Source organism: Streptomyces albus subsp. chlorinus (genome assembly GCF_013302895.1).
Taxonomy (GTDB): Bacteria; Actinomycetota; Actinomycetes; order Streptomycetales; family Streptomycetaceae; genus Streptomyces; species Streptomyces chlorinus.
On sequence record NZ_VJOK01000001.1, the window covers coordinates 3,424,561 to 3,445,194 of the forward strand.

The window sequence follows — 20,634 nt, forward strand, 5'->3', positions numbered from 1 at the left end:
CCCGACCGCCCCGAGACCAGTTCGAGACCAGTCCGAGGACAGCCCGATGACGTCCCCCGCCCTCCGGCACGCCCAAGCCGTCGGCACCGTGGACGGCCCCCTGGCGGGCCACCACCGCGAGTGGTACGTCGTACGGCCCGAGGGCGAACTCCGCGGACTGGGGCGGGTCAAGACGGGCGAACCGCGCCCGGACACCCCGCGGTTCGACCGGCGCGGCTTCGTCTCCGAGGACGAACTGCTCGGCGAACTGGCCCGCCTCGGGGTACCGCGCGTGCCCCCCGTCCACCGGGTCCGCGCCCCCGGCTCCCCGGACCTGGTCATCCACGGCTTCATCGAGGGCGCCACACTCGCCGCACTCTCCCCCCGGGGGCACCCGGTGGCGCCCGCCCTCCTGCGGCAGATCACGGAACGGTTCGCCTCGCTGTGCCGGCTGCGGCCCGGTGCCGTACGGGCACGGCGGGTCCGGCACCCTGCCGGCGCCGGAGCCGACGGCCCCGAGGGCGACGGCGCCGGCTTCCTGCGCGCACTGATCGACTACACCCGCGAACACGCCCACCGGGCCCATCTCCCCCGATACGGCCCCCTGTTCGACAGGCTCGGCGTACCCCGCGACGCGCTCGGCCCCCGCTCCCGCCCGGTGGCCGAGGCCGCCCTGCTGGCCCGGCGGCCGTTCTGCCTCCTGCACGGCGACCTCCACCGGGCCAACCTCATCGTGGACCGGTCCGGCGCACTGTGGACCATCGACTGGGAACTGGCCACGGTCGGCGACCCGCTCTACGACCTGGCGACTCACCTGTACCTGATGGACTACCCGGCACAGCAGCACGACCAGGTCGTCGACGACTGGCGCCGCACCACTGGTGCCCTGCTGCCCGGGGCCGACGCCCACCTGGACGAGGACCTGCCCCGGTACCTGGACTACAAGCGCGTCCAGTCCGTCTTCACCGACGTGGTCCGGCAGGCCGCCGCCCTCACCGGCACGGCCGCCTGCCCCGGCTTCCCCGACCGGCTGCGCACGGCCGCCGCCCTCGTCCACACCGTCCTGGAACGCGCCGCTCCCGCCCTCGGCCTCGACGCCGTACCGGACGCGGGCGCGGTCGAAGAGGCGTACGCCGATTTCTGCGCGCTCTCCCCGTCCGGACAGGCGTCACCGTCCAGACAGACGTCACCGTCCGGACACGCGTCACCGTCCGGACACGCAACACCGTCCGTGCACACGTCACCGTCCGTCCACGCGTAACCGTCCACCCGCACCTCACCATCCGTCCGCCCGCCGACCCATCCCCGGTGACGCCCGCGCCTGGAACAATCGCAGCCCACCCGCGGGCCCGGCGACGACAGGGACGGTCAGCCATGCGTGAACTCACCTCCGCACAGTGCGTCATATTCGACTTCGACGGCCCGCTGTGCCGCCTCTTCGCCCGGCGCACCGCCGCCTCGGTGGCGGCACGCCTGTGGGAGACGTACGTGCCCCACGCCCCGCGGGACTCCTGGCCGCACACACCCGACCCGCTGCGGCTGCTCGCCACCGCCTTCGAGGCACCCTCCCCGCTGCCGCGCGGTACGGCGCACGAACTGGAACACTCCCTCACCCAGGAGGAGATCGCCGCCGCGGAAGGCGCCTTCCCCACCGGATACGCCGACGCGCTGGTCCGCACGCTGGGTGCCACCGGGCGGCGGCCGGCCGTCGCCACGGACAACTCCGCCGCGGCCGTGGAGCGCTACCTCGCCGGGCGCGGCCTGCTGGACGCCTTCGCCGGCCGCGTCTGCGGCCGGCGCTGCGACGCGGACGGCCCCCGCCTCAAGCCCGACCCCGACTGCGTCCGGCGCGCACTGGAGGCGACGGGCACCCCCGCCGCCGACGCGGTCATGATCGGCGACTCCGCCCGCGACCTGGGAGCGGCCCGCGCGGCAGGCGTCGCCTTCGTCGGATACGCCCGCAACGACCGCAAGGAAGCGGAACTGCGCACCGCCGGAGCCATCCACGTCGTCGGCTCCCTGAAGGAGATCCTGCTGACCGTGGACCCCCTCGCCCACGTCTAGGACGGCCGGGAGGGGCGGGCAGCGGTGGTACGCGGGTGCGGCTGCCGTCTGTGAGGCCCGTCCGGGGGTGCGGCTGCCGTCCGCGGGTGGCCGCGGGCCGTGAGCGGCGGGGGCGGCCGTCCCTCCGTACGCTGGCCCCATGACCGACGCACCCAAGCCCGAGAGCGCCGAGCCCGCCCACGACCCCGAGGTCCTGGAACTGGCGCAGAAGGTCTTCGACCTGGCCCGGCACGGCGACACCGACACCCTCGCCGCCTACGTCACCGCCGGGGTCCCGGTGAATCTCACCAACGACAAGGGCGACTCCCTCCTCATGCTGGCCGCCTACCACGGCCACCCGGAGACGGTCCGCGCCCTGCTGGCCCACGGCGCCGACCCGAACCGCACCAACGACAGGGGCCAGTCCCCGATCGCGGGCGCGGTGTTCAAGGGCGAGGAGGAGGTCGTCCGGGTCCTCGTGGAGGCGGGCGCCGACCCGCGTGCCGGCACCCCGTCCGCCGTGGAAACGGCCCGCATGTTCGAAAAGCGCCACCTGCTCGACCTCTTCGGCGAGCGGTGAGCCGTAGCGGCTCGGGGCACCGGGCACGGGGCCCGGGGACGGGGCCCGGGGACGGAAATGGGGCCGCGACGCGGGCACGGGGACGGAAATGGGGCCGGGACGCGGGGCGTTCCGGAGGAGCCGGGTCCGGATCGGGCCCTGGCCGGTTCGGGCCCTGGCTCGGGCCTGAGCCCGGGCCCGGGCTCAGGCGGGCTTGCGGGCCTCGATGAGGAAGCGGGCCGAGTGGGCGACGAAGGGCCCCTCCGACTCGATGCGGTCGTGGAGTTCACGGAGCCGGTCGCGGTAGCCCTCGACGGTGAAGCCCGGCACCATCCAGACGACCTTGCGCAGGAAGTAGACGACGGCGCCGATGTCGAAGAACTCCATGCGCAGCCGCTCGGACCGCAGATCGACGACCTCCAGACCGGCAGCCTCCGCCTCGGCGCGCGCGTCCTCGGGGCGCCGGTGGCGACGGGCCTCCGGCTGGGGCCCGAGGAAGTACTCCACCAGTTCGAACACGGAGGCCGGGCCCACGTGCTGGGCCAGATAGGTGCCGCCCGGCTCCAGCACCCGCGCGATCTCCGGCCACCAGGCGCGCACCGGATGCCGACTGGTCACCAGGTCGAAGGCCCCGTCGGCGAACGGCAGGGGCGGCTCGTCGGTGTCCGCGACGACGATCACCCCGCGCGGACGCAGCAGCGCGGTCGCCTTGGCGACGTTGGGCGGCCACGCCTCGGTGGCGGCCATCGCGGGCGGCAGCCTCTCCGCCTCGGCCAGCACCTCGCCGCCCCCGGTCTGGAGGTCGAGCGCGGCCGAGGCGGTGGCGAGCCGGGCGCTCATCAGCCGCTGGTAGCCCCACGAGGGGCGCTCCTCGGTGGCGCGGCCCTCCAGCCAGGAGAAGTCCCAGCCGTCCATGGAAACGGATGACGCCTCCGCCACCAGGTCGTCAAACGCACGTGCCATCCCCTCATCCTCGCCTCCCTGCCGCACCCTGGCCAACGGTTTACTCCCGGCCTCGCCGGACCGCCCCCAGCCGACCCCGTATGACTGACCGACCGACCGGACGGTATGGGCGCCTGCACAGTCAGAGTGCGTCCGTGCCGAGCCGGACCACCTCCCCCCGTTCCAGCGCGACATACAGCGCGCCGTCCGGCCCGACGGTCAGACCGTGCGGTTCCGCGTCGGACCCGGGCAGGGGGTACTCGGTGATCCGTCCGGAGGGGGTGCGGGCCGCGACACGGCCGGTGCCCCACTCCGTCACCCAGCAGGTGCCGTCCGGGGTGACGGCGACGGCGTGGGGCCGAGCGGCCCGGTCCGGCAGCGGGAACTCCGTCACCTCGCCGCCGGTGGTGATCCGGCCCAGCTGCCCGGCGCCGATCTCCGCGAACCACAGCTCCCCGGCACCGCCGCCCTCGACCGACCTGGGAGCGATCCCCACCGGAGCGGCCCCCTCCGTGGGCAGAGGGTGGACGGTGATCGTGCCGTGGAGGTCGATCCTGCCGATGGCGTCCGCCTGGTTCAGCGTGAACCACAGCGCGCCGTCCGGTCCCGCCACGAGCGCCGAGGGGAAGGCGCCCTCCAGGGGCAGCGGGAACTCGGTGACCTCGCCGTCGGTGGTGATCCGGCCGATCCGGTGCGCGTTCGTCTCCGTGAACCACAGCGCGCCGTCGGCCCCTGCCGCGATGCCGAACGGGCCGCACTCCGGCGTCGGCAGGGCGAAGGAGTCCGCCTTCCCGTCCACGGTGATCCGGCCGACGCGGTGGTCGTGGGTGCGGGCGAACCACAGGGCGCCGTCGGGCCCCGGTGTGATGATCGTCGGTCCGCAGCCCGCGGCGTCCAGGTCGTGGATCTCCACCCGGCCGTCGAGGCCCACACGGGCGAGGGCACCCGCCTCGACGAGCGTGACCCACAGGCCCCCGTCCGGTCCGGTCACGACGTCGTAGGGGCCCGTCCCGGGTCCGAACGAGGCCACGGTGGTGGCGGTCACAGGCAGCTCCTCTCCTCGGCCGCCCCCACGGGCGACGCGCTCGGTCCTTCCAGGGCGAGGTGTCCGCCGCGCCAGCGCTCCCGCAGCCTGCGGTCGTGGCTGACGACGACCAGCGCGCCGTCGTAGACGTCCAACGCCGCCTCCAACTCCTCCACCAGGGCGGGCGAGAGATGGTTCGTGGGCTCGTCCAGCAGCAGGACATCGGCCGGTTCCGTCACCAGCCGGGCCAGTGCGAGACGCTGCCGCTGGCCGGTGGAGAGCCGGGCGACCGGCACCTCCAGCCGCTCCCGGCCGAACAGGCCCAGCGACACCAGCCGTTCCGCGTGCTCCTCGCGCGGCCCGGGGCGGCCCTGGGCATAGGCGTCCAGGAGGGTGGCTCCCGGAGCGGCCCCGACCACGGGTTCCTGCGGCAGATGGCCGACGCGGCCCCGGCGGGCGACCCGGCCGGTGTCCGGCTCCAGGCGTCCGGCCAGGACGTCGAGCAACGTGCTCTTCCCCGCGCCGTTCGGCCCCGTCACCAGCACGCGCTCCCCCGGCGCGACCGTCAGACCCGTACGGGCCAGCCGGCCGGCCACGGCCACACCCTCCGCGTCCAGCACCGCGCCACGCGGACCGGCACCACGCGGACCGGCACCATGCGGACCGGCGCCATACGAACCCGCACCATGCGAACCGGAGGAGGGCTGACCGGCACCGTTCGCCGCGGTAGCGCGCAGGGGCGGGGTGAAGTGCAAAGGGGCGGGCGGCGGTGGCACCGGGTCGGCCAGCAGACGGCGCAGCCGCTCCTCGGCGTTGCGGACCCGGCCGGCCAGGGACTGCTGGACCCGGCCCCCCGCGCGGTCGTACGCCATCTTGTTGCCGTCCTTCATCGCCCTGCCGGGGGCGACCCTGCGGGCCGTGGTGGCGGCGGTCTCCCGGAGCCGCTCCGCCTCGGCCCGCCAGTTCTCGTACGCCTCCGCCCAGCGGCGGCGGGCGGCGGCCTTCTGCGCCAGATAGCCCGCGTAGCCGTTGCCGTAGCGCACGACCTTGCGGCGGTCACCGTCCACCTCCAGCAGCATCGTGGCGACCCGCTCCAGGAACGTGCGGTCGTGGGAAACGGCGACCGTGGTGCCCCTGCGGCTGCGCAGATGCTCCTCCAGCCAGCGCAGCGCGGCGTCGTCGAGATGGTTGGTGGGCTCGTCCAGCAGCAGCACCTCGGGGCTCGCCGCCAACAGCGCGGCCAGCCTCAGCCGCACCCGCTCGCCCCCGGAGAGGCGGCCCACGGTGCGTTCGCGGGGCAGCACGCCCAGGCCCAGCCCGTGCAGAGCGCGTTCGACCCGGGCCTCGGCCTCGTAGCCGCCGCGCAGCTCGAAGACCGTCAGCAGTTCCCCGTACTCCTGGAGCGCCGACTCGTCCCCCGCCGTCATCGCGGCTTCCAGCTCCCGCAGGCGCCGTTCCGTCGCGCGCAACTCGCTCATCGCGCCGTCGATGACCTCCTGCACGGTCAACTCAGACGGCAGCGCGTCCTCTTGCGGGAGGTAGCCGATGCCGCCCTCGGCGTGCGCGACGATCTCTCCCTGATCAGGTGTCTCCTGCCCCGCGAACAGGCGGAGCAGCGTCGTCTTCCCGGAACCGTTCTCGCCGACGATCCCCGCCCGCTCACCCGCCGAGAGCGCGCAGCTCACCTCGTCCAGAACGATCCTGCCTTCGTACGACTTCGAAACGGCCGAAGCCGTGAGCTGGGTGGGCATACGTGCTCTCCAAAGCGCTCGAGGGTGAGGCGGCCGGGGCGGGCCGCAGGACCGGGGACACGCTTCGGATGAGCATCGGTGACTCCTTCGTCTCGTCTTCTTTTCGCCGTTTTCGCTGTCTTCGCCATCGCCATCGCCGTCCCGATAACGGCCATGGCCGTGACCGGGACGGGACCGGCGGACTTTTACCGCGACACCTGTCGCGATAGGATGATGGCACGACGAGAACGCCGGCAGCAAGGGCAATCGGAGAATGATCGGGAAATGACCCCACACAGCCCGCACGGGACCACCGGCGAGAGCGCCGAGGAGACGGCCGGCCACGCGGCCGCCGGGACGAGGGGTGGGACGGCGGACGCCACCACCGCCATGTCGGGCGGGCCCGCCCGCGAGGAACGCACCGGAGCCCGGACCGGAAGAACCAAGCCCGAGGCCGAGGTCGGGACCGAGACCGGGACCGAGACCGAATCCAGGTCCAGGGCCAAGGCCAGGGCCATGGCCGGAACCCAGACCGGGTCCAAGACCGGAACCCAGACCAGGTCCGGGTCCGGGTCCGGGACCGGGACCGGGACCAAGGCCGAGGGCTCGGCGCCCGGTACGCGGCGCCCCGGCGGGCGGACGGCGCGGGTCCGCGACCAGGTGCTGGGCGCGGTGGGGCCGCTGCTGGTCGAGTACGGGTTCGACGGCCTGACCGTCGACGCCGTGGCCGCCCGCTCGGGCGTGCACCGCGCGACGGTCTACCGCAGATGGCGGGACGTGGGCGGACTGCTGGCGGATGTGCTCGACGCCGCGGGGGACGACTCCTGGTCCCCGCCGGACACCGGCTCGCTCGAAGGGGATCTGCGGGCGCTGAACGAGGAGGTGCGGGACGGGCTCACCGAGGAGCCGTCCCTCGCGATGGCGCTGATCGCCGCCTCCTTCCGCTCCGACGGGGCCGCCAAGGCGCTGCGCCGGTTCTGGGAGGACCGCTACGAGCGCTGTACGCCGCTCATCGGCCGGGCGGTGGAGCGCGGCGAGCTGTCCCCGCCCGTCGACGCCCGGCGGCTGCTGCTCTCCGCCACCGCCCCGCTCTACCACCACCTGGTGCTGCTCCGGATGCCGCCGAGCCCCGGCCTCCCGGCGGAGGCGGCCCGCACGGCGGTGCTCGCCGCACGCGCGGGCGCCTTCAGCGCGCGCTGAGACCGCCGGAGGCCCAGCACTGGACGCCCGCCCAGCACTGGACGCCCAGCCCAGCACTGGACGCCCGACACGGCGAAACTCTCAGGAGAGTTCGAAGATCCGTCCCGTGTGGCTGCCCTCGACGGAGCGGACGTACGCCTGGGCGACGTCGGCGACATCGACCGGCCGGACGCCGGGGAAGAAGTCGCCGTAGTCCGGCACGCTCTCGGTGAAGAGCGTGGGCGAGACGGCGTTGACGCGCCGCGGCGCGATCTTGACGGCCGCGGCCCTCACGAACGCGTCCACGGCTCCGTTGGCCACGGAGGCGGCGCTGCCCAGAGGGATCGGGTCGTGCCCGAGCACACCGGTGATCAGCGTGAACGAGCCGCGCTCGGCGACCCGCGTGAGGCCCTGCCGGACGAGTTCGATCTGGCTGAGGACCTTACCGCGGAACGCCGCGAGATGGTCGTCGGGCGTCATCTGCGCCACGGGCTTGTACGGCACGTCCCCGGCCGCGCTGACCACCGCGTCCAGTGTGCCGACGGCCCCGTGCGCCGCGTCGTACAGGGCGGTGATCTCATCCGGGTCGGTGATGTCGTGACGCAGGTCCCCGGCCGTGCGGCCGACGGTGAGGATCCTGTGGCCGCGGTCGGCCAGTGCGGAGTGCACGGCGGTGCCGAGTTTCCCGGTCGCGCCGATCAGGAGAATGTTCATGCCGCGACGCTAGGGGCCCCCTCGTGGGCGAGGGAAATGCCGATTGCGCTCCACTTATGCTTGGCGCTCATGAATGTGGAGCTGCGGCATCTGCGCGCCCTGGCGGCCATCGGTGACGAGGGCACACTGACGCGGGCGGCGGTCGCCCTGCACCTCACCCAGCCCGCCCTCTCCCGCACCCTCGACCAGTTGGAGACCCGGCTCGGCACCCGTCTCGTCGAGCGGACCACCCGTCGGCTCGCCCTCACGGAGGCCGGGCAGCGGCTGTGGGAGCACGCCCACCGGATCCTCCGCGAACTCGACGACGCGCTGGAGGAGGCCACCGCGGGGCCGCGTCCGCTGCGGGTCGGTTTCCCCTGGGCGGCGCTGGGCCGCCACACCGTTCCCCTGCTGCGTTCCTGGCGCGCGGAACAGCCCTCCACGCCCCTCGCCGTGCGCTGGTGCGACGACCCCGAGGCCGCGCTGCGCCAGGGGGAGGTCGATGCGGCGTTCCTGCGTCTGCCTCCGACGCCCGGCGCCGGGCTGGACGTCCTTCCCCTCTACCGTGAACCCCGCCTGGCAGCCGTACCGGCCGGCGACCCGCTCGCCGGGCGCGCCGGCCTCCGCCTCTCCGACCTGGCGCACCGGCCGGTGGCGATCTGCGCGACCGCCTCCACCACGCGCGCCGAGCTGTGGCCCGAGGAGGCCCGCCCCGAGACCTTCGAGGTGGCCGGTGTGGACGAATGGCTCACCTCGATCGCGACCGGTGAGTCCGTCGGGGTGACCGCCGCCGGTACCGCCGACAGCCACCCGCACCCGGACGTCCGCTACCTCCCTCTCGCGGACTCCGCCCCCGTCACCGTCCACCTGGCCTGGCCCCACACCCCCACCCACCCGGCGACCCGCGCCCTGCGCGAACACGCCGTCCGCCGGCTGACGAAGGCCACGAGGCCGGAGGAGGGAACCAGGTTGGAGGAGGGAACCAGGCCGGGAGAGGACACAAGTCCGGGGAAGGGCACAAGTCCGGGGAAGGGCACAAGGCCGGGGAAGGCAACGAGCCCGGGGAAGGAGGCGCCGAGGGGGGAGGAGGCGGGGCCGGCTCAAACCCGCGCCGCCGCACCGGCCTCCGCACCGCCCTCCGCGCCGGCCACCACCCCGGGGACGGTCACCGCGGAACTCCCGTCCAGCACCGGGTAGTCGGTGTAGCCCGTCTCGCCGCCGACGTACATCAGGTACCGGTCGCGGACCTGGTTGACGGGGGCGCCCCGGCGAAGGCGCTCGACCAGGTCGGGGTTGGCCAGGAAGGGGCGGCCGAGGGAGACGAGGTCGGCTCCTTCGGCCAGGACCCGTTCGCCCGCGCTGCGTCCGCCGTCGGCCGGAATCCGGTCCGGGGGCAGTACGGGGTTGGCGATCAGAGTGCCGTTCCAGGCGTTCCGTATCGTCGCGAAGAGGGGCCGGTCCGGGTCGGCGAAGGCGAGGTGGAGGTAGGCGAGACCGAGGCCCGACAGCGCCTCGACCAGCACCGGGTACAGCTCCTCGGTGTCGCCCTCCTGGATTCCGTTTGCGGTGAAGTACGGGGAGAGGCGGACGCCGACCCGCTCGGCACCGACCTGTGCCGCGACGGCCTCCACGACCTCGCGGACGAAGCGGATCCGGCCGGCCGGGGCACCCCCGTACGCGTCCGTACGGCGGTTGGTGTTCCGGCTCAGGAACTGGTGCAGCAGGTAGCCGTTCGCGGCGTGCACCTCCACTCCGGCGAATCCCGCGTCGAGGGCGTTGCGCGCGGCGGCGGCGAAGTCGGCGACGGTGGCCCGGATGTCGTCGGCGCTCATCTCGCGGGGCACTACGGCGTCCTGCCGTCCGTTGGGAGTGTGGATGGTGTCGGGGAGCGGCACCGGTGACGGTGCGAGGGGGGTGAGTCCGCTGGTGGTGGGGTGTCCGATCCGGCCGCCGTGCTGGAGCTGGAGGAACATCCGGCCGCCCGCCGCCCGTACGGCGTCGGTGACCTGCCGCCACCCGGCCACATGGGAGGGGCTGTGGATGGCGGTGATGTCGGGGTAGGTCTGCCCGACGGGGTTCGGCGTCGCCGCCTCGGCGATGATCAGCCCGGCGGTGGCGCGCTGCGCGTAGTACGTCGCCATGAGAGGGGTGGGGGTGCCGTCGGAGGCGGCGCGGTTCCTGGTCATGGGCGCCATCACCAGCCGGTTGGGCAGATCGAGGCCGGGGCCGGCCAGGCGGGTCGGGGTCAGGAGCGGGCTGTCGGCGCTGTGCGTGGTTCCGTTCGTCATGCCCGCACGGTAAAAGTTGTCACCGGTGTCAGATTCAAGGAGAACGGTGCCGGATCCCGGGTGGACCGGTCACGGACGCGAGGAGGCGGGGACGGATGCGGATCGGTGAACTGGCGGAGCGTACCGGCGTCAGCGAGCGCTCGCTCCGGTACTACGAGAGGGAGGGCCTGCTGACGTCCTGGCGTACCCCCGGCGGGCACCGGCAGTACACCGAGGCGGCCGTGGACCGCGTCATCCGCATCCAGGAGCTGTACGCCGCGGGGCTGTGCAGCAAGAAGATCGCCCAGCTGCTGCCGTGCCTCCCCGGCGCGGGCGGGGACGGCGGCTCCGCGCGGAGTGCCTCCCCGCATCTGGTGGCCGAACTGACCCAGGAGCGCGCCCGGATCGACCGCATGATCGGCGACCTGCTGCGCTCACGGGACGTCCTGGACGAGGTGATCGAGAGCGCCCGCGGAACGGACGACGACGGCCGGGCGGACACCCGCGCCGCGTAACGGCACCGGCATCAGAACCGAGGCCCCCGCGCCCGTCCCGTCCCGGCCGCTCCCGACTGCTCCGACTGCTCCGACTGCTCCGACTGCTCCGACTGCTCCCGGCGACGGTCCCGTCCCGCCCGGGCCGCTCCCGCCCGGTTCCGGCGTCCGTCCCGGTCCGTCCCGGCTGCTCCCGGCCGGTTCCGGTCTCCGCCCCGGGCCCGGCCGGGGCGCCCGCCGGTCCGGCCCGCGCTCCCCGGCGCCGGCCCGGGCGTCAGCCGGATGTCACGACGTCCGCCACCACGCAGCTCACGTTGTCGGGGCCGCCGGCGCGGTTGGCCAGGTCGACCAGGGCGCGGACCGCGTCCCGGGGCTCGGGCACCGAGGCGAGCACTGTCCGCACCTCCGGGACGGGTACGACCGCGGACAGGCCGTCCGAGCACAGCAGGTAGCGGTCGCCGGGGAGGGCGTCGTGCAGCCGCAACTCGGCGCCGGTACCGGCATCGGGTCCGGGGTTGGGGTTGGGGTTGGGGTTGGGGTTGGGGTCGGGGTCGGGGTCGGGAACGGTTCCGGTCCCGTGCCCCGTCCCGTACCCGGGCCTCGTCCCGTACCCGTGCCCCGTCAGGGCCCGGGCCAGCAGGGCGCGTTGCGGATGGGACGCGGCCTCCTCGGGGGTGAGCCGTCCCTCGTCGACCATCGTCTGCACGACGGTGTGGTCGTGCGTGATCTGGAAGAGGCCGCCCCCGCGCAGCACGTAGGCGCGGGAGTCGCCGATGTGGACGAGGGCGAGGCGGGAGCCGGTCCACAGCAGTGCGGTGAGCGTCGTCCCGACCTCGTCGTGTGCCGCGCCGGGTGCCGCACTGTGTACCGCGTCCGGTGCCGCGCCGGATTCCGCGACGTCCCGCACGGCACGGCCGGCCTCGGCGAGCGTGTCCTCCAGCGCGTTCAGCAGCTCACCGGCCGGGGCCGCGACGGCGTCCGGCTCCAGCCGCCGGAACGCCTCGACGGCGGCGGCACTCGCGGGGCCGCCCCCGCTGCCGAAACCGTCGGCGACGGCCAGCAGCCGCGAACCGGCGTACAGGGCGTCCTGGTTGCTCTCCCGTACGCGTCCGGTGTCCGAGAGGGCGGCGTAACGGATGCCGAGTGCGGCGGCGGTCGCCGCCTTTGAGGGGGTCGTACCGGGGTGCTCCGGCATGGGGATCACGGGGATCGGTTCCTTCCGCGACAGGTGGGCGACGAGGAAGGTGGCCAGGTCCCTGCGCGCCGCGAACCCGGCCTCGACGGACGCCCAGTACGCGCGGACTTCCCGTGCGGCGGCTGAGACGCCCGCACCCCTTCCCGGACCGGGGCCCGGCACCGGGTCCAGTCCCGGATCCGGGGTCGGGTCCAGGGTCGGGTCCGGGCCGGAGTCCAGAGCCGCATCGGCACCGGCACCGGCACCGGCTGCCCGGCCCGCAGACGCACTCGCGGTCGCAGACACACCCGCAGTCGCGCACGGGTCCACGTCCGAGTGAGGGCGCGGGTCCACGTCCGAGTGAGGGCGCGGGTCCGTGTCCGCGTGCGCGCCGGGGGTGCCGGAGGGCACCTCGGGTGTCGCCGCCAGCTCGCACACGCGCCGGATACGGGTGAGGGGCATGCCCAGGCGGCGCAGCCAGGCCACCAGCCGGGCTGCTTCCAGCTGTTCGGGGGCGTAGAGGCGGTAGCCGCTGACCGGGTCCACCTGGGCGGGGGTCAGCAGTCCCAGCTCGTCGTACAGCCGCAGAGCCTTCGGTGACAGCCGCGACGCCTTCGCGAAGGCCCCGATGGTCAGCAGTTCCATGGCCGTCCCTCCCTCTCGCGCCGGGCACCTCGCCCGGCCCCATCGATGCTGGGGCTTCCCCCGAGGTGAAGGTCAACGGCCCGGGCGAAGGCCGACGGGCCAGGCGAAGGCCGACGGGCCGGCGCGAAGGCCGACGGGCCAGGTGAGATCAGCAGGTCGGGCGAAGGTCGACGGGTCGGGCCGGGGCCCCGTGCCGGAAGGAGGCCCGGCGTGGGCCTCAGCGGCTGCTCAGTACTCCCACGATCCGGCTGGAGCCGTCCGCGCCGTGGCCCCAATCCGATGGCGCGGCGGGCCCACCCCTCCGCCGCCCGCATGACACCGGCGTCGATGCCGTGGGACTCGGAGGCGTGGACGATGTGGGCCATGGAGGAGGCCGCCGAGGTGAGCGGGTTCAGCTCGCCGGAGCAGCGGCTCCGGGACGCGACGTACCGCCCGGCATCGAGGCGATGTCGGCACGGCGCCGTCCGCCGGACGACCGGCACGGACGTCGGCGTCGTCACTCCGTTGCGGTGCGGCGGGCGTAGGCGCGGGCGGCGCGGGCGCGGTCGCCGCAGCGGGTGGAGCACCACTGGCGGCGGCCGTGCTTGAGCAGGAAGCGGTTGCAGGGCGGGGAGGCGCAGGCGGCCAAGCGTGCGGCGTCGGGGGAAGTGAGCAGGTCGGCGGTGTCGGCGGCGATGACCGCCAGGGCGTGTTCGACGATCGCGGTGGTGGGGTGGGGGGTGGCGCGGTAGGGGCCGGTCTTCTCGTCCCACAGCAGCAGGGACGCGGTCGGGACGCGGGTCATCGCGTCGTTGACCGCCTTGACGGCGGCGGGCAGGGCGGGCCGGCCGGCGACGCGGGAGGCCAGCAGCGACCTGACCTGTTCCCGCAGCGAACGCAGCTGCGTTGCGCACATCTCGGCCATGCCGGTGTCCTCCGGAGCGAGGTCGCGCTGCGTCAGCCACCGCTCGGCCCGCGCCGGGGTGCCCAGGAGGTCGGCCATATGCCCGCCGGGCAGCGCGACGGCGCTGTTGGCCAGCCCCAGGGCGGGGTGCTCCGCCTCGCCCGGCGCCGACGGAAGGACGGCTTCTTCCCTCACGGACTCTTCCATACTTCTCATGGTACGGGTTGCATGTATCCGTGAGGCGCGGGCTCCCGTCATCTCGCGGTTGACAAGCAAGCGCTCCGCGAGGGACTCCTTTCGCGCGTCTTACCTGACCCTTCCGCTCCCAGTACGGCACCTACCGTGCTCAGTCACACAGTCACACACCAAGGCGGAGCACAGTTGCAAGCAGGGTGCTTGCAAAAGTTAGCGGGTGGGTGCACTCTGGAGTCATGGCCTCGCTCAACGTCGGGAACCTCGGGGAGTTCCTGCGGGAACAACGGCGGACCGCGAAGCTGTCGCTGCGGCAGCTCGCGGAGGCCGCCGGTGTCTCGAACCCGTATCTGAGCCAGATCGAGCGCGGCCTGCGCAAACCGAGCGCGGAGATCCTGCAGCAACTGGCCAGGGCGCTGCGGATCTCGGCGGAGACGCTCTACGTGCAGGCCGGGATTCTCGACGAGCGGGACCGGGAGGACCTGCTGCAGGTGCCCGCCGCGATTCTCGCGGACTCCTCGATCAACGAGCGGCAGAAGCAGGCGCTGCTCCAGATCTACGAGTCGTTCCGCAAGGAGAACGCGCAACAGCGGGCGGCCGGCCGCGACACGTCCGCTCCCCCGGCCGAGGGGCCGGCGGAGTAGGGCGGTGGGGCGGGGTGGCACGACGGCGCGCGGCGAGGTGCGCCGTGCGGCGCGCGCCGTGTGCCCGCAGCGGGGCGCAGGACACCACAGCGGATCCGGCGACAGCCGGCCCGACAACAGCCGGCCGAGCAACAGCCAGCCGGCACAACGAACGCCAGCACGACGAACACCGACACAACGAACACCGGCACAGCGACAGAGCGCACCGGCACCGAGCGCACCGACCGGCTCTCCCGGCGAGTTCAGCCAGGCGGGCACGGGGGCCGGGCGGACGACCGAGCGAGTACCGCCACAACGAGCACGGCCACGGACGAGACGACCACGACGAGTACGGCCACGGACGAGTACGGCCACGACGAGCACGGCCACGAAAGGCGAACCCTCATGCCCATCGCGAACGACCTGCGCAAGACCCTCACCGACCCGACGCCCCTCTACTTCGCCGCGGGTGTCGTCGACAAGCTCCGCGAGGAGGCCCCGCAGGCCCTCGCTGCGGTCCGTGAGACGGACCCGAAGGAGGTCCAGGCGAAGCTCGCCCAGCAGGCCAAGGAGACCCAGGCGAAGGTGACCGAGACGCTCAGCGGGCTCGACACCGACCTCAAGAAGCTCCGCGAGCAGGCGCAGCACCTGGCCCTCCAGGGGGTCGGCTTCGCCGCGGAGTACGCCGTCAAGGCGCGCGAGGCCTACGACGAGCTGGCCGTGCGCGGTCGTGAGGCGGTCAAGAACTGGCGCGGCGAGGGCGAGCGGCGCGAGGCCCCGGAGGTGACCGTGGAGCGTGAGCCGGTCCTGTCCGTGAAGGTCGCCGAGCCGCCGGCCGAGGAGACGCCCGACACGGGTGTGACGCCCAAGAGTCCCGACACGGGTGTGACGCCCAAGAGCACGGCGACCACGAACACGAACGCCACAAGCACGGCGACCACGAGCACCAACGCCAAGAGCACGGCCGCCAAGAGCACGGCTGCCAGGAGCGCGTCCGCCAAGAGCGCGAGCAATGGCGCGGGCACCGGCACCTCCGCCACCCGCAAGAGCACGGGCACCACCGCCCGGAAGCCGGCCTCGAAGCAGACGGAGGCCAAGAAGCAGAACGGCGAGGGGGCCAAGGGGGAGACCGGGAAGGGGACGGAGTCCTGAGCCGCCCGGGAAGGCGTGACGGGGGCGGACCGGGCACTCTTCGCGTACCCGGTCCGTTCCCTGAGTGCTGGGGTACGGTGGCCGCACAGGGCCCTGACCGAGACCGACCTGGAGTGTGAGCACCATGCTGTTCGAGAGCTTCCAGCTCACCGTCATGGCGCTGATCGGCATCGTGATGCTCGCCCTGGCGGTCTTCGCCTTCGTGGACGGCGCGCTGCGGCGGGAGGACGCCTACCGCGCGGCCGATAAGCAGAACAAGCAGTTCTGGCTGATCATCCTGGGCCTCACCATCCTGGTGAACCTGCTGATCCCCTTCCTGATGCTGCAACTCATCGGGCTGATCGCCTCGATCGTCTACATCGTCGACGTGCGCCCCGCCCTCAAGCAGGTGATGGGCGGCGGCCAGGGCTGGCGCCGCCGCGGCGGCAGCAGCAGCGACGGTCCGTACGGACCGTTCAACGGCCGGTGACGGACCGCTCCCGCTCCAGCAGCACCACCGCCACGTCGTCGGTCAGCTCCCCGCCGTTGAGGCGGTGGACGTCGGTCATCGTGGCCTCCAGCAGCTGTTCGCCGCGCGCCCCCTCGGCCATCCGCCGGGAGACGATGTCGAGCATCCCCTGCTGACCGAGGCGTTCCCGGCTGCGGGTGCCCCCCTCGTCCACGCGGCCCTCGATCAGGCCGTCGGTGTACATCATCAGGCTCCATGTGCGCCCCAGCGCGACCTGGCGGCGGGGCCAGCGGGCGTGCGGCAGCAGGCCGAGCGCGGGGCCGCTCTCGTCGTACGGCAGCAGCCGGGGCGCCGCTCCCGCGCCCCCGGCGAACAGCGGTGAGGGATGTCCGGCCAGGCAGACGCCGGCGCTGCGGCCGTCGGCGGCGATGTCCACGGTGCACAGCGTCGCGAAGATCTCCTCGCTGTCCCGCTCGTTCTCCAGCACCTTCTGGAGGGTGCTCAGCAGGGCGTCCCCGCACAGTCCCGCAAAGGTGAGCGCGCGCCAGGCGATGCGCAGTTCCACGCCGAGTGCCGCCTCGTCCGGGCCGTGGCCGCACACGTCGCCGATCATGGCGTGGACGACGCCGTCGGGGGTGCGGACGGTGTCGTAGAAGTCGCCGCCCAGCAGTGCGCGGGAGCGGCCGGGCCGGTAGCGGGCGGCGAACCGCAGCGCGCTGCCCTCCAGCAGCGGGCGGGGCAGCAGGCCGCGTTCGAGCCGGGCGTTCTCCTGGGCACGCAGCCGCGACTCGGTCAGCTGCCGCTGCGCCAGGTCGGCCTTCTTGCGGGCGACGGCGTACCGGATGGCGCGGGTCAGCAGCTTGCCGTCCAGCTCGTCGCGGAAGAGGTAGTCCTGGGCGCCGACGCGTACGGCGTCGGCGGCGCGCTCGGCGTCGCTGCCGTCGGTGAGCGCGAGCACCGCGTGCCGGGGCGCCATCTGCAGGACGCGGCGCAGGATGTCCAGCTCGTCCGTCCCGGACACGGGGGCGGGCACCCCCTCGGCGGTTGCGGATGCCGCCGGCGCCCCGGGCCCGGTCGCCTCCCGCGGGGGCGCGCCCGGCTGCCCGGGGACGGCCGGTTCTTCCCCGCCGCCGTCCCGACGACCTGCCTCACGTCCCGTCTCGCGTCCCGCCTCGCGGCCCTCCCCGTGCCCGTCCGCGCGGCTGTCGCCCCGGCCGTCCGCACGCCCGTCCCCGCGCTCCTCGCACGGCAGGGCGAGGTCCAGCAGGATGCAGTGCACATCGTCGGTGAGCAGCCGTGCGGCCTCGGTGAGATTGCGGGCCGTCCGCACGCGCACGGGCTTGCCGTACGCGTCGAGCATGCGGGGCACGCTCACGGGACCGCCGGGGTCGTCCTCGATGACCAGCAGGGTCAGACTGCCGCCGGATCCCTGGGCGGCCTGCTGGGCCGGCGCGTCGGCGGACCGTGCCGCCGCCCCGGTCGCGGGCGCGCTTGCGGGCATGCTGAAACCTCTCCCTCCCCCGAGGGCGTGGTGCGCGCCGTGCGGCGGCCACCATGGACCGGCCCGGAACGGCGCGCGGTGGTCGGGCGCTCGTCATCCCGGGCTATGAGAAGGGACCTTAACGCCCTCGGCTGTGCGGACGGAATGGCGGATGCGGACACGCCACGGTCATATGCCCATGTGGACGGGGGGAGTTGACCGCCCCCTCACACTCGCGCACCCGCCCCGTACATGACCAAACTCACGCACCGAACACCGCGAAATCCGCACAGGGACGCCCATAAGGAATCATGCCGCGACACCCATCGTCGGACCTTCCACCGGAAGGGTGCACACCGGGCGAAGAGTGCCGAGCACGCGAACCGGACCGGCCGGTCCGTCCACCACATCCCGGCGTGACCTGGCTCACTTGTCGGGGCGCACGACGCCCAGGATCGGCATCGAGCCGGCCCCCTCGACGGTGATCTGCCGCCCGGTGCGCGGCGCGTGCAGCAGTGCGCCGTCCCCGACGTAGATCCCGACGTGGCTCGCGTCCCGCTTGTAGATGATCAGGTCCCCGGGGCGCATCTTGTTCACCGGCACGTGCGGCAGCCGCTTCCACTGCTCCTGCGAGGTCCGCGGAATGGACTCCCCCGCGGCCTCCCACGCCCGCATCGTCAGGCCCGAGCAGTCGAAGGTGTCGGGACCCTCCGCGCCCCAGACGTAGTCCTTGCCGATCTGCTTGCTCGCCCAGGCGATGGCCCGGCGCCCGGCCGGCGACGCCGTGCCGCCCGCCCCCTTCAGAGCGCCCGAGTCCAGCCACTTGGCCTGCCGTGCCTTGGCCGCGTCCTCCTCCAGCCGGCGCAGCCGCTCCCGTTCCTCCTTCTTGAGGCCCGACTCGATCCGCTCGGCCTTCGCCAGCTGGGCGGTGATCCTCTTCTTCGCCGCCGCCTTCTTCTTGCGCGTCTTCTCCAGCTTCGTCCACTGCTCGGCGGCGTCCTCGGCGTCCCCCCGGAGCGAGGAGCGGGCCTTGGTGAGGGTGCCGATGAACGCGCGGGTGGCCTGCTGGCCCTTGTGGGCGAGGGAGAGGCCGCGCAGGAAGTCCTCCGGGTCGTCGGCGAGCACCAGCTTGGCACCCGGCGGCATCCCGCCGTTGCGGTACTGGGCACGGGCCATGGCACCCGCGGTGTCGTTGAGCCTGTCGAGCCTGCCCTGGGTGGTGTCGATCCGCTTGGCGAGGCTGACCAGGTGCTTCTGCTGCCTCTTGGCCGCCGCCTCGGCCGCGTTGTAGGCGTCCGTCGCCGACTCGGCCCTGTCGTGCAGCCGCTCGATGTCCTTGCGGATCTGCTCCAGACCCGGCCTGCCGCCCTCGGGGGACCCGCCCGGCCCCGCCTCCGGGGGGTCGGCGTACGCGGTGCCGAGCGCGGGGCCCGCGAGCAGCAGCAACGCGCAGGACACGACGAGGGTGCCGTGCCGCCCGGACGGGAAGGTCGAGCAGATCTGCGGCCGTCTCACCCGGGCCACCCCCTGTGTCGATATGGTCAACTCGGGCCGGTGCAGCGGATAGTGCCATGCCGGTGCGGAAAGCAACAGAGTCGCGTACTGACGAGTACGAGCGAGGAACGCGCTGGGCACGGCCGGGAGCGGCCGGGTGGCCTCCCGCCCGGGGCGGGGCACCGGGCTGACCGCCGAGGTTCACTCGGCGTTCACTCACCTCCGTCGGCTGCTTCACCTGATCTGTCTAATTTCGGCCTTACCAAGAGCGCGGCGCTCCGTGAAACAGGGACCGCGCCCCATAGCCAGAGAGCCCGACGGCCGGCCGGTCGTCGCTCCCGGGCCCAGGAAGGAACTGAACGAAGTGAAGCTTCAGCGCACGATCCGGCTCCGCACCGCAGCTGTCGGCGCTCTCGTGGTCTCTGGCGCCCTGGTTCTGAGCGCCTGCGGCTCGGACGACAACTCCGGCGGCTCCGGTGGCGAGACCAGCAAGGCCGCCAGCAACATCAAGTGCGACGGCGAGGGCAAGCTCCTCGCCTCGGGCTCCAGCGCCCAGAAGAACGCCATGGACGTGTGGACGCAGACCTACCAGTCCGCGTGCGGCAACACGCAGCTCAACTACAAGCCCACCGGCTCGGGCGCGGGCATCCAGGAGTTCCTCCAGGGCAAGACGGCCTTCGCGGGCTCCGACTCGGCGCTCAAGCCGGACGAGGTCGCCAAGTCCAAGAAGGTCTGCAAGGGCGGGCAGGCCATCGACCTGCCGATGGTCGGCGGCCCGGTCGCCGTCACCTACAACGTCAGCGGCGTGGACGACCTGGTGCTGGACGCCGACACGCTGGCGAAGATCTTCGACTCGAAGATCACCAAGTGGAACGACCCGGCCATCAAGAAGCTCAACCCGGACGCCAAGCTCCCGGGCACCAAGATCCAGGCGTTCCACCGCTCCGACGAGTCGGGCACCACCGACAACTTCACCAAGTACCTCAACACCGCGGCCCCCGGCTCCTGGAAGCACGAGCCCGCCAAGGCCTGGGCCGGCAAGGGCGGCCAGGGCGCCGACGGTTCCTCCGGCATCGCCACCAACGTCAAGCAGAACGACGGCTCCATCGGCTACGTCGAGCTGTCCTACGCCACCGGCAACGACCTGAACACGGTCAAGCTGGACACCGGCGCCAAGGAGCCCGTCGAGGCCACCACGGACAACGCCTCCAAGGCCATCGCCGACGCCAAGGTCGTCGGCCAGGGCAAGGACCTGTCCCTGGAGCTGAACTACAAGACCAAGACCGAGGGCGCCTACCCGATCACCCTCGTCACGTACGAGATCGCCTGCGACAAGGGCAACAAGAAGGAGTCGCTGGACGCGACGAAGTCCTTCCTGACGTACACGGCGAGCGAGGACGGCCAGAAGGCCCTCACGGAGAAGGGCTACGCCCCGATCCCCGACGAGATCATCACCAAGGTCCGCTCCACGGTCGACGGCCTGAAGTAAGAGAAATTCCCGCCGCGACGGCGGGAGCCCCGACGGGCGTGGTGGGGGCGCCCCCGGCCGAAGGCCGGGGGAGGTGCCGAACGCACCGCCGCCCACCTCACCCATGCACAACCGTGCCCCAAATGTCGGCAATTGCCCGGTTGG

19 protein-coding genes and 2 pseudogenes are annotated in these 20,634 nt (G+C 73.3%); 10 read left to right on the forward strand and 11 right to left on the reverse strand.

Annotated features, from left to right (window positions below; genetic code table 11):
* The first annotated feature begins 46 nt into the window (after positions 1–46).
* The 3 genes from FM076_RS15255 (at position 47) to FM076_RS15265 (ending at position 2,602) form a co-directional block, all read left to right on the forward strand.
* Positions 47–1,240, forward strand: coding sequence for an aminoglycoside phosphotransferase family protein (locus FM076_RS15255; RefSeq protein WP_173871166.1), 1,194 nt, complete (start codon positions 47–49; stop codon positions 1,238–1,240).
* A gap of 113 nt (positions 1,241–1,353) precedes the next feature.
* Entirely contained in the window at positions 1,354–2,043 is a 690-nt protein-coding gene (locus tag FM076_RS15260; protein WP_173871169.1) for an HAD family hydrolase, read from the forward strand.
* A gap of 139 nt (positions 2,044–2,182) precedes the next feature.
* A complete protein-coding gene (locus FM076_RS15265; protein WP_173871171.1) occupies positions 2,183–2,602 on the forward strand; it encodes an ankyrin repeat domain-containing protein in 420 nt (139 codons plus the stop codon).
* Between the two features lie 183 nt (positions 2,603–2,785).
* On the opposite strand, the gene FM076_RS15270 is transcribed toward FM076_RS15265, so the two are convergent.
* The 3 genes from FM076_RS15270 to FM076_RS15280 all read right to left on the reverse strand — a co-directional run bounded on the left by FM076_RS15270 (position 2,786) and on the right by FM076_RS15280 (position 6,298).
* Positions 2,786–3,544 (reverse strand): class I SAM-dependent methyltransferase, encoded by a 759-nt coding sequence (locus FM076_RS15270; RefSeq protein WP_173871173.1) that lies wholly within the window; start codon positions 3,542–3,544, stop codon positions 2,786–2,788.
* Between the two features lie 121 nt (positions 3,545–3,665).
* The gene (locus FM076_RS15275; protein ID WP_173874761.1) at positions 3,666–4,574 is read right to left on the reverse strand and encodes a virginiamycin B lyase family protein; all 909 of its coding nucleotides are present in this window, start codon (positions 4,572–4,574) and stop codon (positions 3,666–3,668) included.
* Positions 4,565–6,298 (reverse strand): ABC-F family ATP-binding cassette domain-containing protein, encoded by a 1,734-nt coding sequence (locus FM076_RS15280; RefSeq protein WP_173871175.1) that lies wholly within the window; start codon positions 6,296–6,298, stop codon positions 4,565–4,567. The genes FM076_RS15275 and FM076_RS15280 overlap by 10 nt, the downstream gene beginning before the upstream one ends.
* Positions 6,299–6,562: 264 nt before the next feature.
* Between FM076_RS15280 and FM076_RS35325 the strand changes: the two genes are divergently transcribed.
* Positions 6,563–7,477 (forward strand): TetR/AcrR family transcriptional regulator, encoded by a 915-nt coding sequence (locus FM076_RS35325; protein ID WP_428814865.1) that lies wholly within the window; start codon positions 6,563–6,565, stop codon positions 7,475–7,477.
* An 81-nt stretch (positions 7,478–7,558) separates the two neighbouring features.
* On the opposite strand, the gene FM076_RS15290 is transcribed toward FM076_RS35325, so the two are convergent.
* The gene (locus tag FM076_RS15290) at positions 7,559–8,170 is read right to left on the reverse strand and encodes a short chain dehydrogenase (RefSeq protein ID WP_173871177.1); all 612 of its coding nucleotides are present in this window, start codon (positions 8,168–8,170) and stop codon (positions 7,559–7,561) included.
* 69 nt (positions 8,171–8,239) lie between these two features.
* Between FM076_RS15290 and FM076_RS15295 the strand changes: the two genes are divergently transcribed.
* The gene (locus FM076_RS15295; protein ID WP_345945025.1) at positions 8,240–9,346 is read left to right on the forward strand and encodes a LysR family transcriptional regulator; all 1,107 of its coding nucleotides are present in this window, start codon (positions 8,240–8,242) and stop codon (positions 9,344–9,346) included.
* On the opposite strand, the gene FM076_RS15300 is transcribed toward FM076_RS15295, so the two are convergent.
* Complete coding sequence (locus FM076_RS15300; protein ID WP_173871179.1) at positions 9,250–10,437, reverse strand: alkene reductase; 1,188 nt, start codon at positions 10,435–10,437, stop codon at positions 9,250–9,252. The two genes, FM076_RS15295 and FM076_RS15300, sit on opposite strands and share 97 nt — an antisense overlap.
* A 95-nt stretch (positions 10,438–10,532) precedes the next feature.
* On the opposite strand from FM076_RS15300, the gene FM076_RS15305 reads away from it, so the two are divergent.
* A complete protein-coding gene (locus FM076_RS15305; protein WP_173871180.1) occupies positions 10,533–10,931 on the forward strand; it encodes a MerR family transcriptional regulator in 399 nt (132 codons plus the stop codon).
* 253 nt (positions 10,932–11,184) lie between these two features.
* Here the strand turns inward: FM076_RS15305 and FM076_RS15310 are convergent, their stop codons facing one another.
* The 4 genes and pseudogenes from FM076_RS15310 to FM076_RS15320 all read right to left on the reverse strand — a co-directional run bounded on the left by FM076_RS15310 (position 11,185) and on the right by FM076_RS15320 (position 13,819).
* Positions 11,185–12,276, reverse strand: coding sequence for a PP2C family protein-serine/threonine phosphatase (locus tag FM076_RS15310; RefSeq protein ID WP_243274933.1), 1,092 nt, complete (start codon positions 12,274–12,276; stop codon positions 11,185–11,187).
* A 249-nt stretch (positions 12,277–12,525) separates the two neighbouring features.
* Positions 12,526–12,729 (reverse strand): annotated as a pseudogene (locus FM076_RS33810) (MerR family transcriptional regulator); the annotation flags it as partial.
* A 217-nt stretch (positions 12,730–12,946) separates the two neighbouring features.
* A pseudogene (locus FM076_RS33815) lies at positions 12,947–13,133 on the reverse strand (NAD(P)-dependent oxidoreductase); the annotation flags it as partial.
* 92 nt (positions 13,134–13,225) lie between these two features.
* Positions 13,226–13,819, reverse strand: a complete 594-nt coding sequence (locus FM076_RS15320) for a CGNR zinc finger domain-containing protein (RefSeq protein WP_173871182.1) — start codon at positions 13,817–13,819, stop codon at positions 13,226–13,228.
* Between the two features lie 224 nt (positions 13,820–14,043).
* Between FM076_RS15320 and FM076_RS15325 the strand changes: the two genes are divergently transcribed.
* The 3 genes from FM076_RS15325 (at position 14,044) to FM076_RS15335 (ending at position 16,048) form a co-directional block, all read left to right on the forward strand.
* The gene (locus FM076_RS15325) at positions 14,044–14,448 is read left to right on the forward strand and encodes a helix-turn-helix domain-containing protein (RefSeq protein ID WP_173871184.1); all 405 of its coding nucleotides are present in this window, start codon (positions 14,044–14,046) and stop codon (positions 14,446–14,448) included.
* A 384-nt stretch (positions 14,449–14,832) separates the two neighbouring features.
* Positions 14,833–15,579: a hypothetical protein gene (locus FM076_RS15330; protein WP_173871187.1), complete on the forward strand. Its 747-nt coding sequence runs from the start codon at positions 14,833–14,835 to the stop codon at positions 15,577–15,579.
* A 124-nt stretch (positions 15,580–15,703) separates the two neighbouring features.
* Entirely contained in the window at positions 15,704–16,048 is a 345-nt protein-coding gene (locus FM076_RS15335) for a DUF2516 family protein (protein WP_173871189.1), read from the forward strand.
* Here the strand turns inward: FM076_RS15335 and FM076_RS15340 are convergent.
* Together FM076_RS15340 and FM076_RS15345 are read right to left on the reverse strand one after the other, a co-directional pair.
* Positions 16,035–17,528, reverse strand: coding sequence for a PP2C family protein-serine/threonine phosphatase (locus tag FM076_RS15340; RefSeq protein WP_173871191.1), 1,494 nt, complete (start codon positions 17,526–17,528; stop codon positions 16,035–16,037). The genes FM076_RS15335 and FM076_RS15340 overlap by 14 nt on opposite strands.
* Positions 17,529–17,933: 405 nt before the next feature.
* Complete coding sequence (locus tag FM076_RS15345; RefSeq protein WP_173871193.1) at positions 17,934–19,022, reverse strand: NlpC/P60 family protein; 1,089 nt, start codon at positions 19,020–19,022, stop codon at positions 17,934–17,936.
* A 343-nt stretch (positions 19,023–19,365) separates the two neighbouring features.
* On the opposite strand from FM076_RS15345, the gene pstS reads away from it, so the two are divergent.
* The gene (gene pstS / locus FM076_RS15350; RefSeq protein ID WP_173871195.1) at positions 19,366–20,490 is read left to right on the forward strand and encodes a phosphate ABC transporter substrate-binding protein PstS; all 1,125 of its coding nucleotides are present in this window, start codon (positions 19,366–19,368) and stop codon (positions 20,488–20,490) included.
* Positions 20,491–20,634 lie beyond the last annotated feature (144 nt).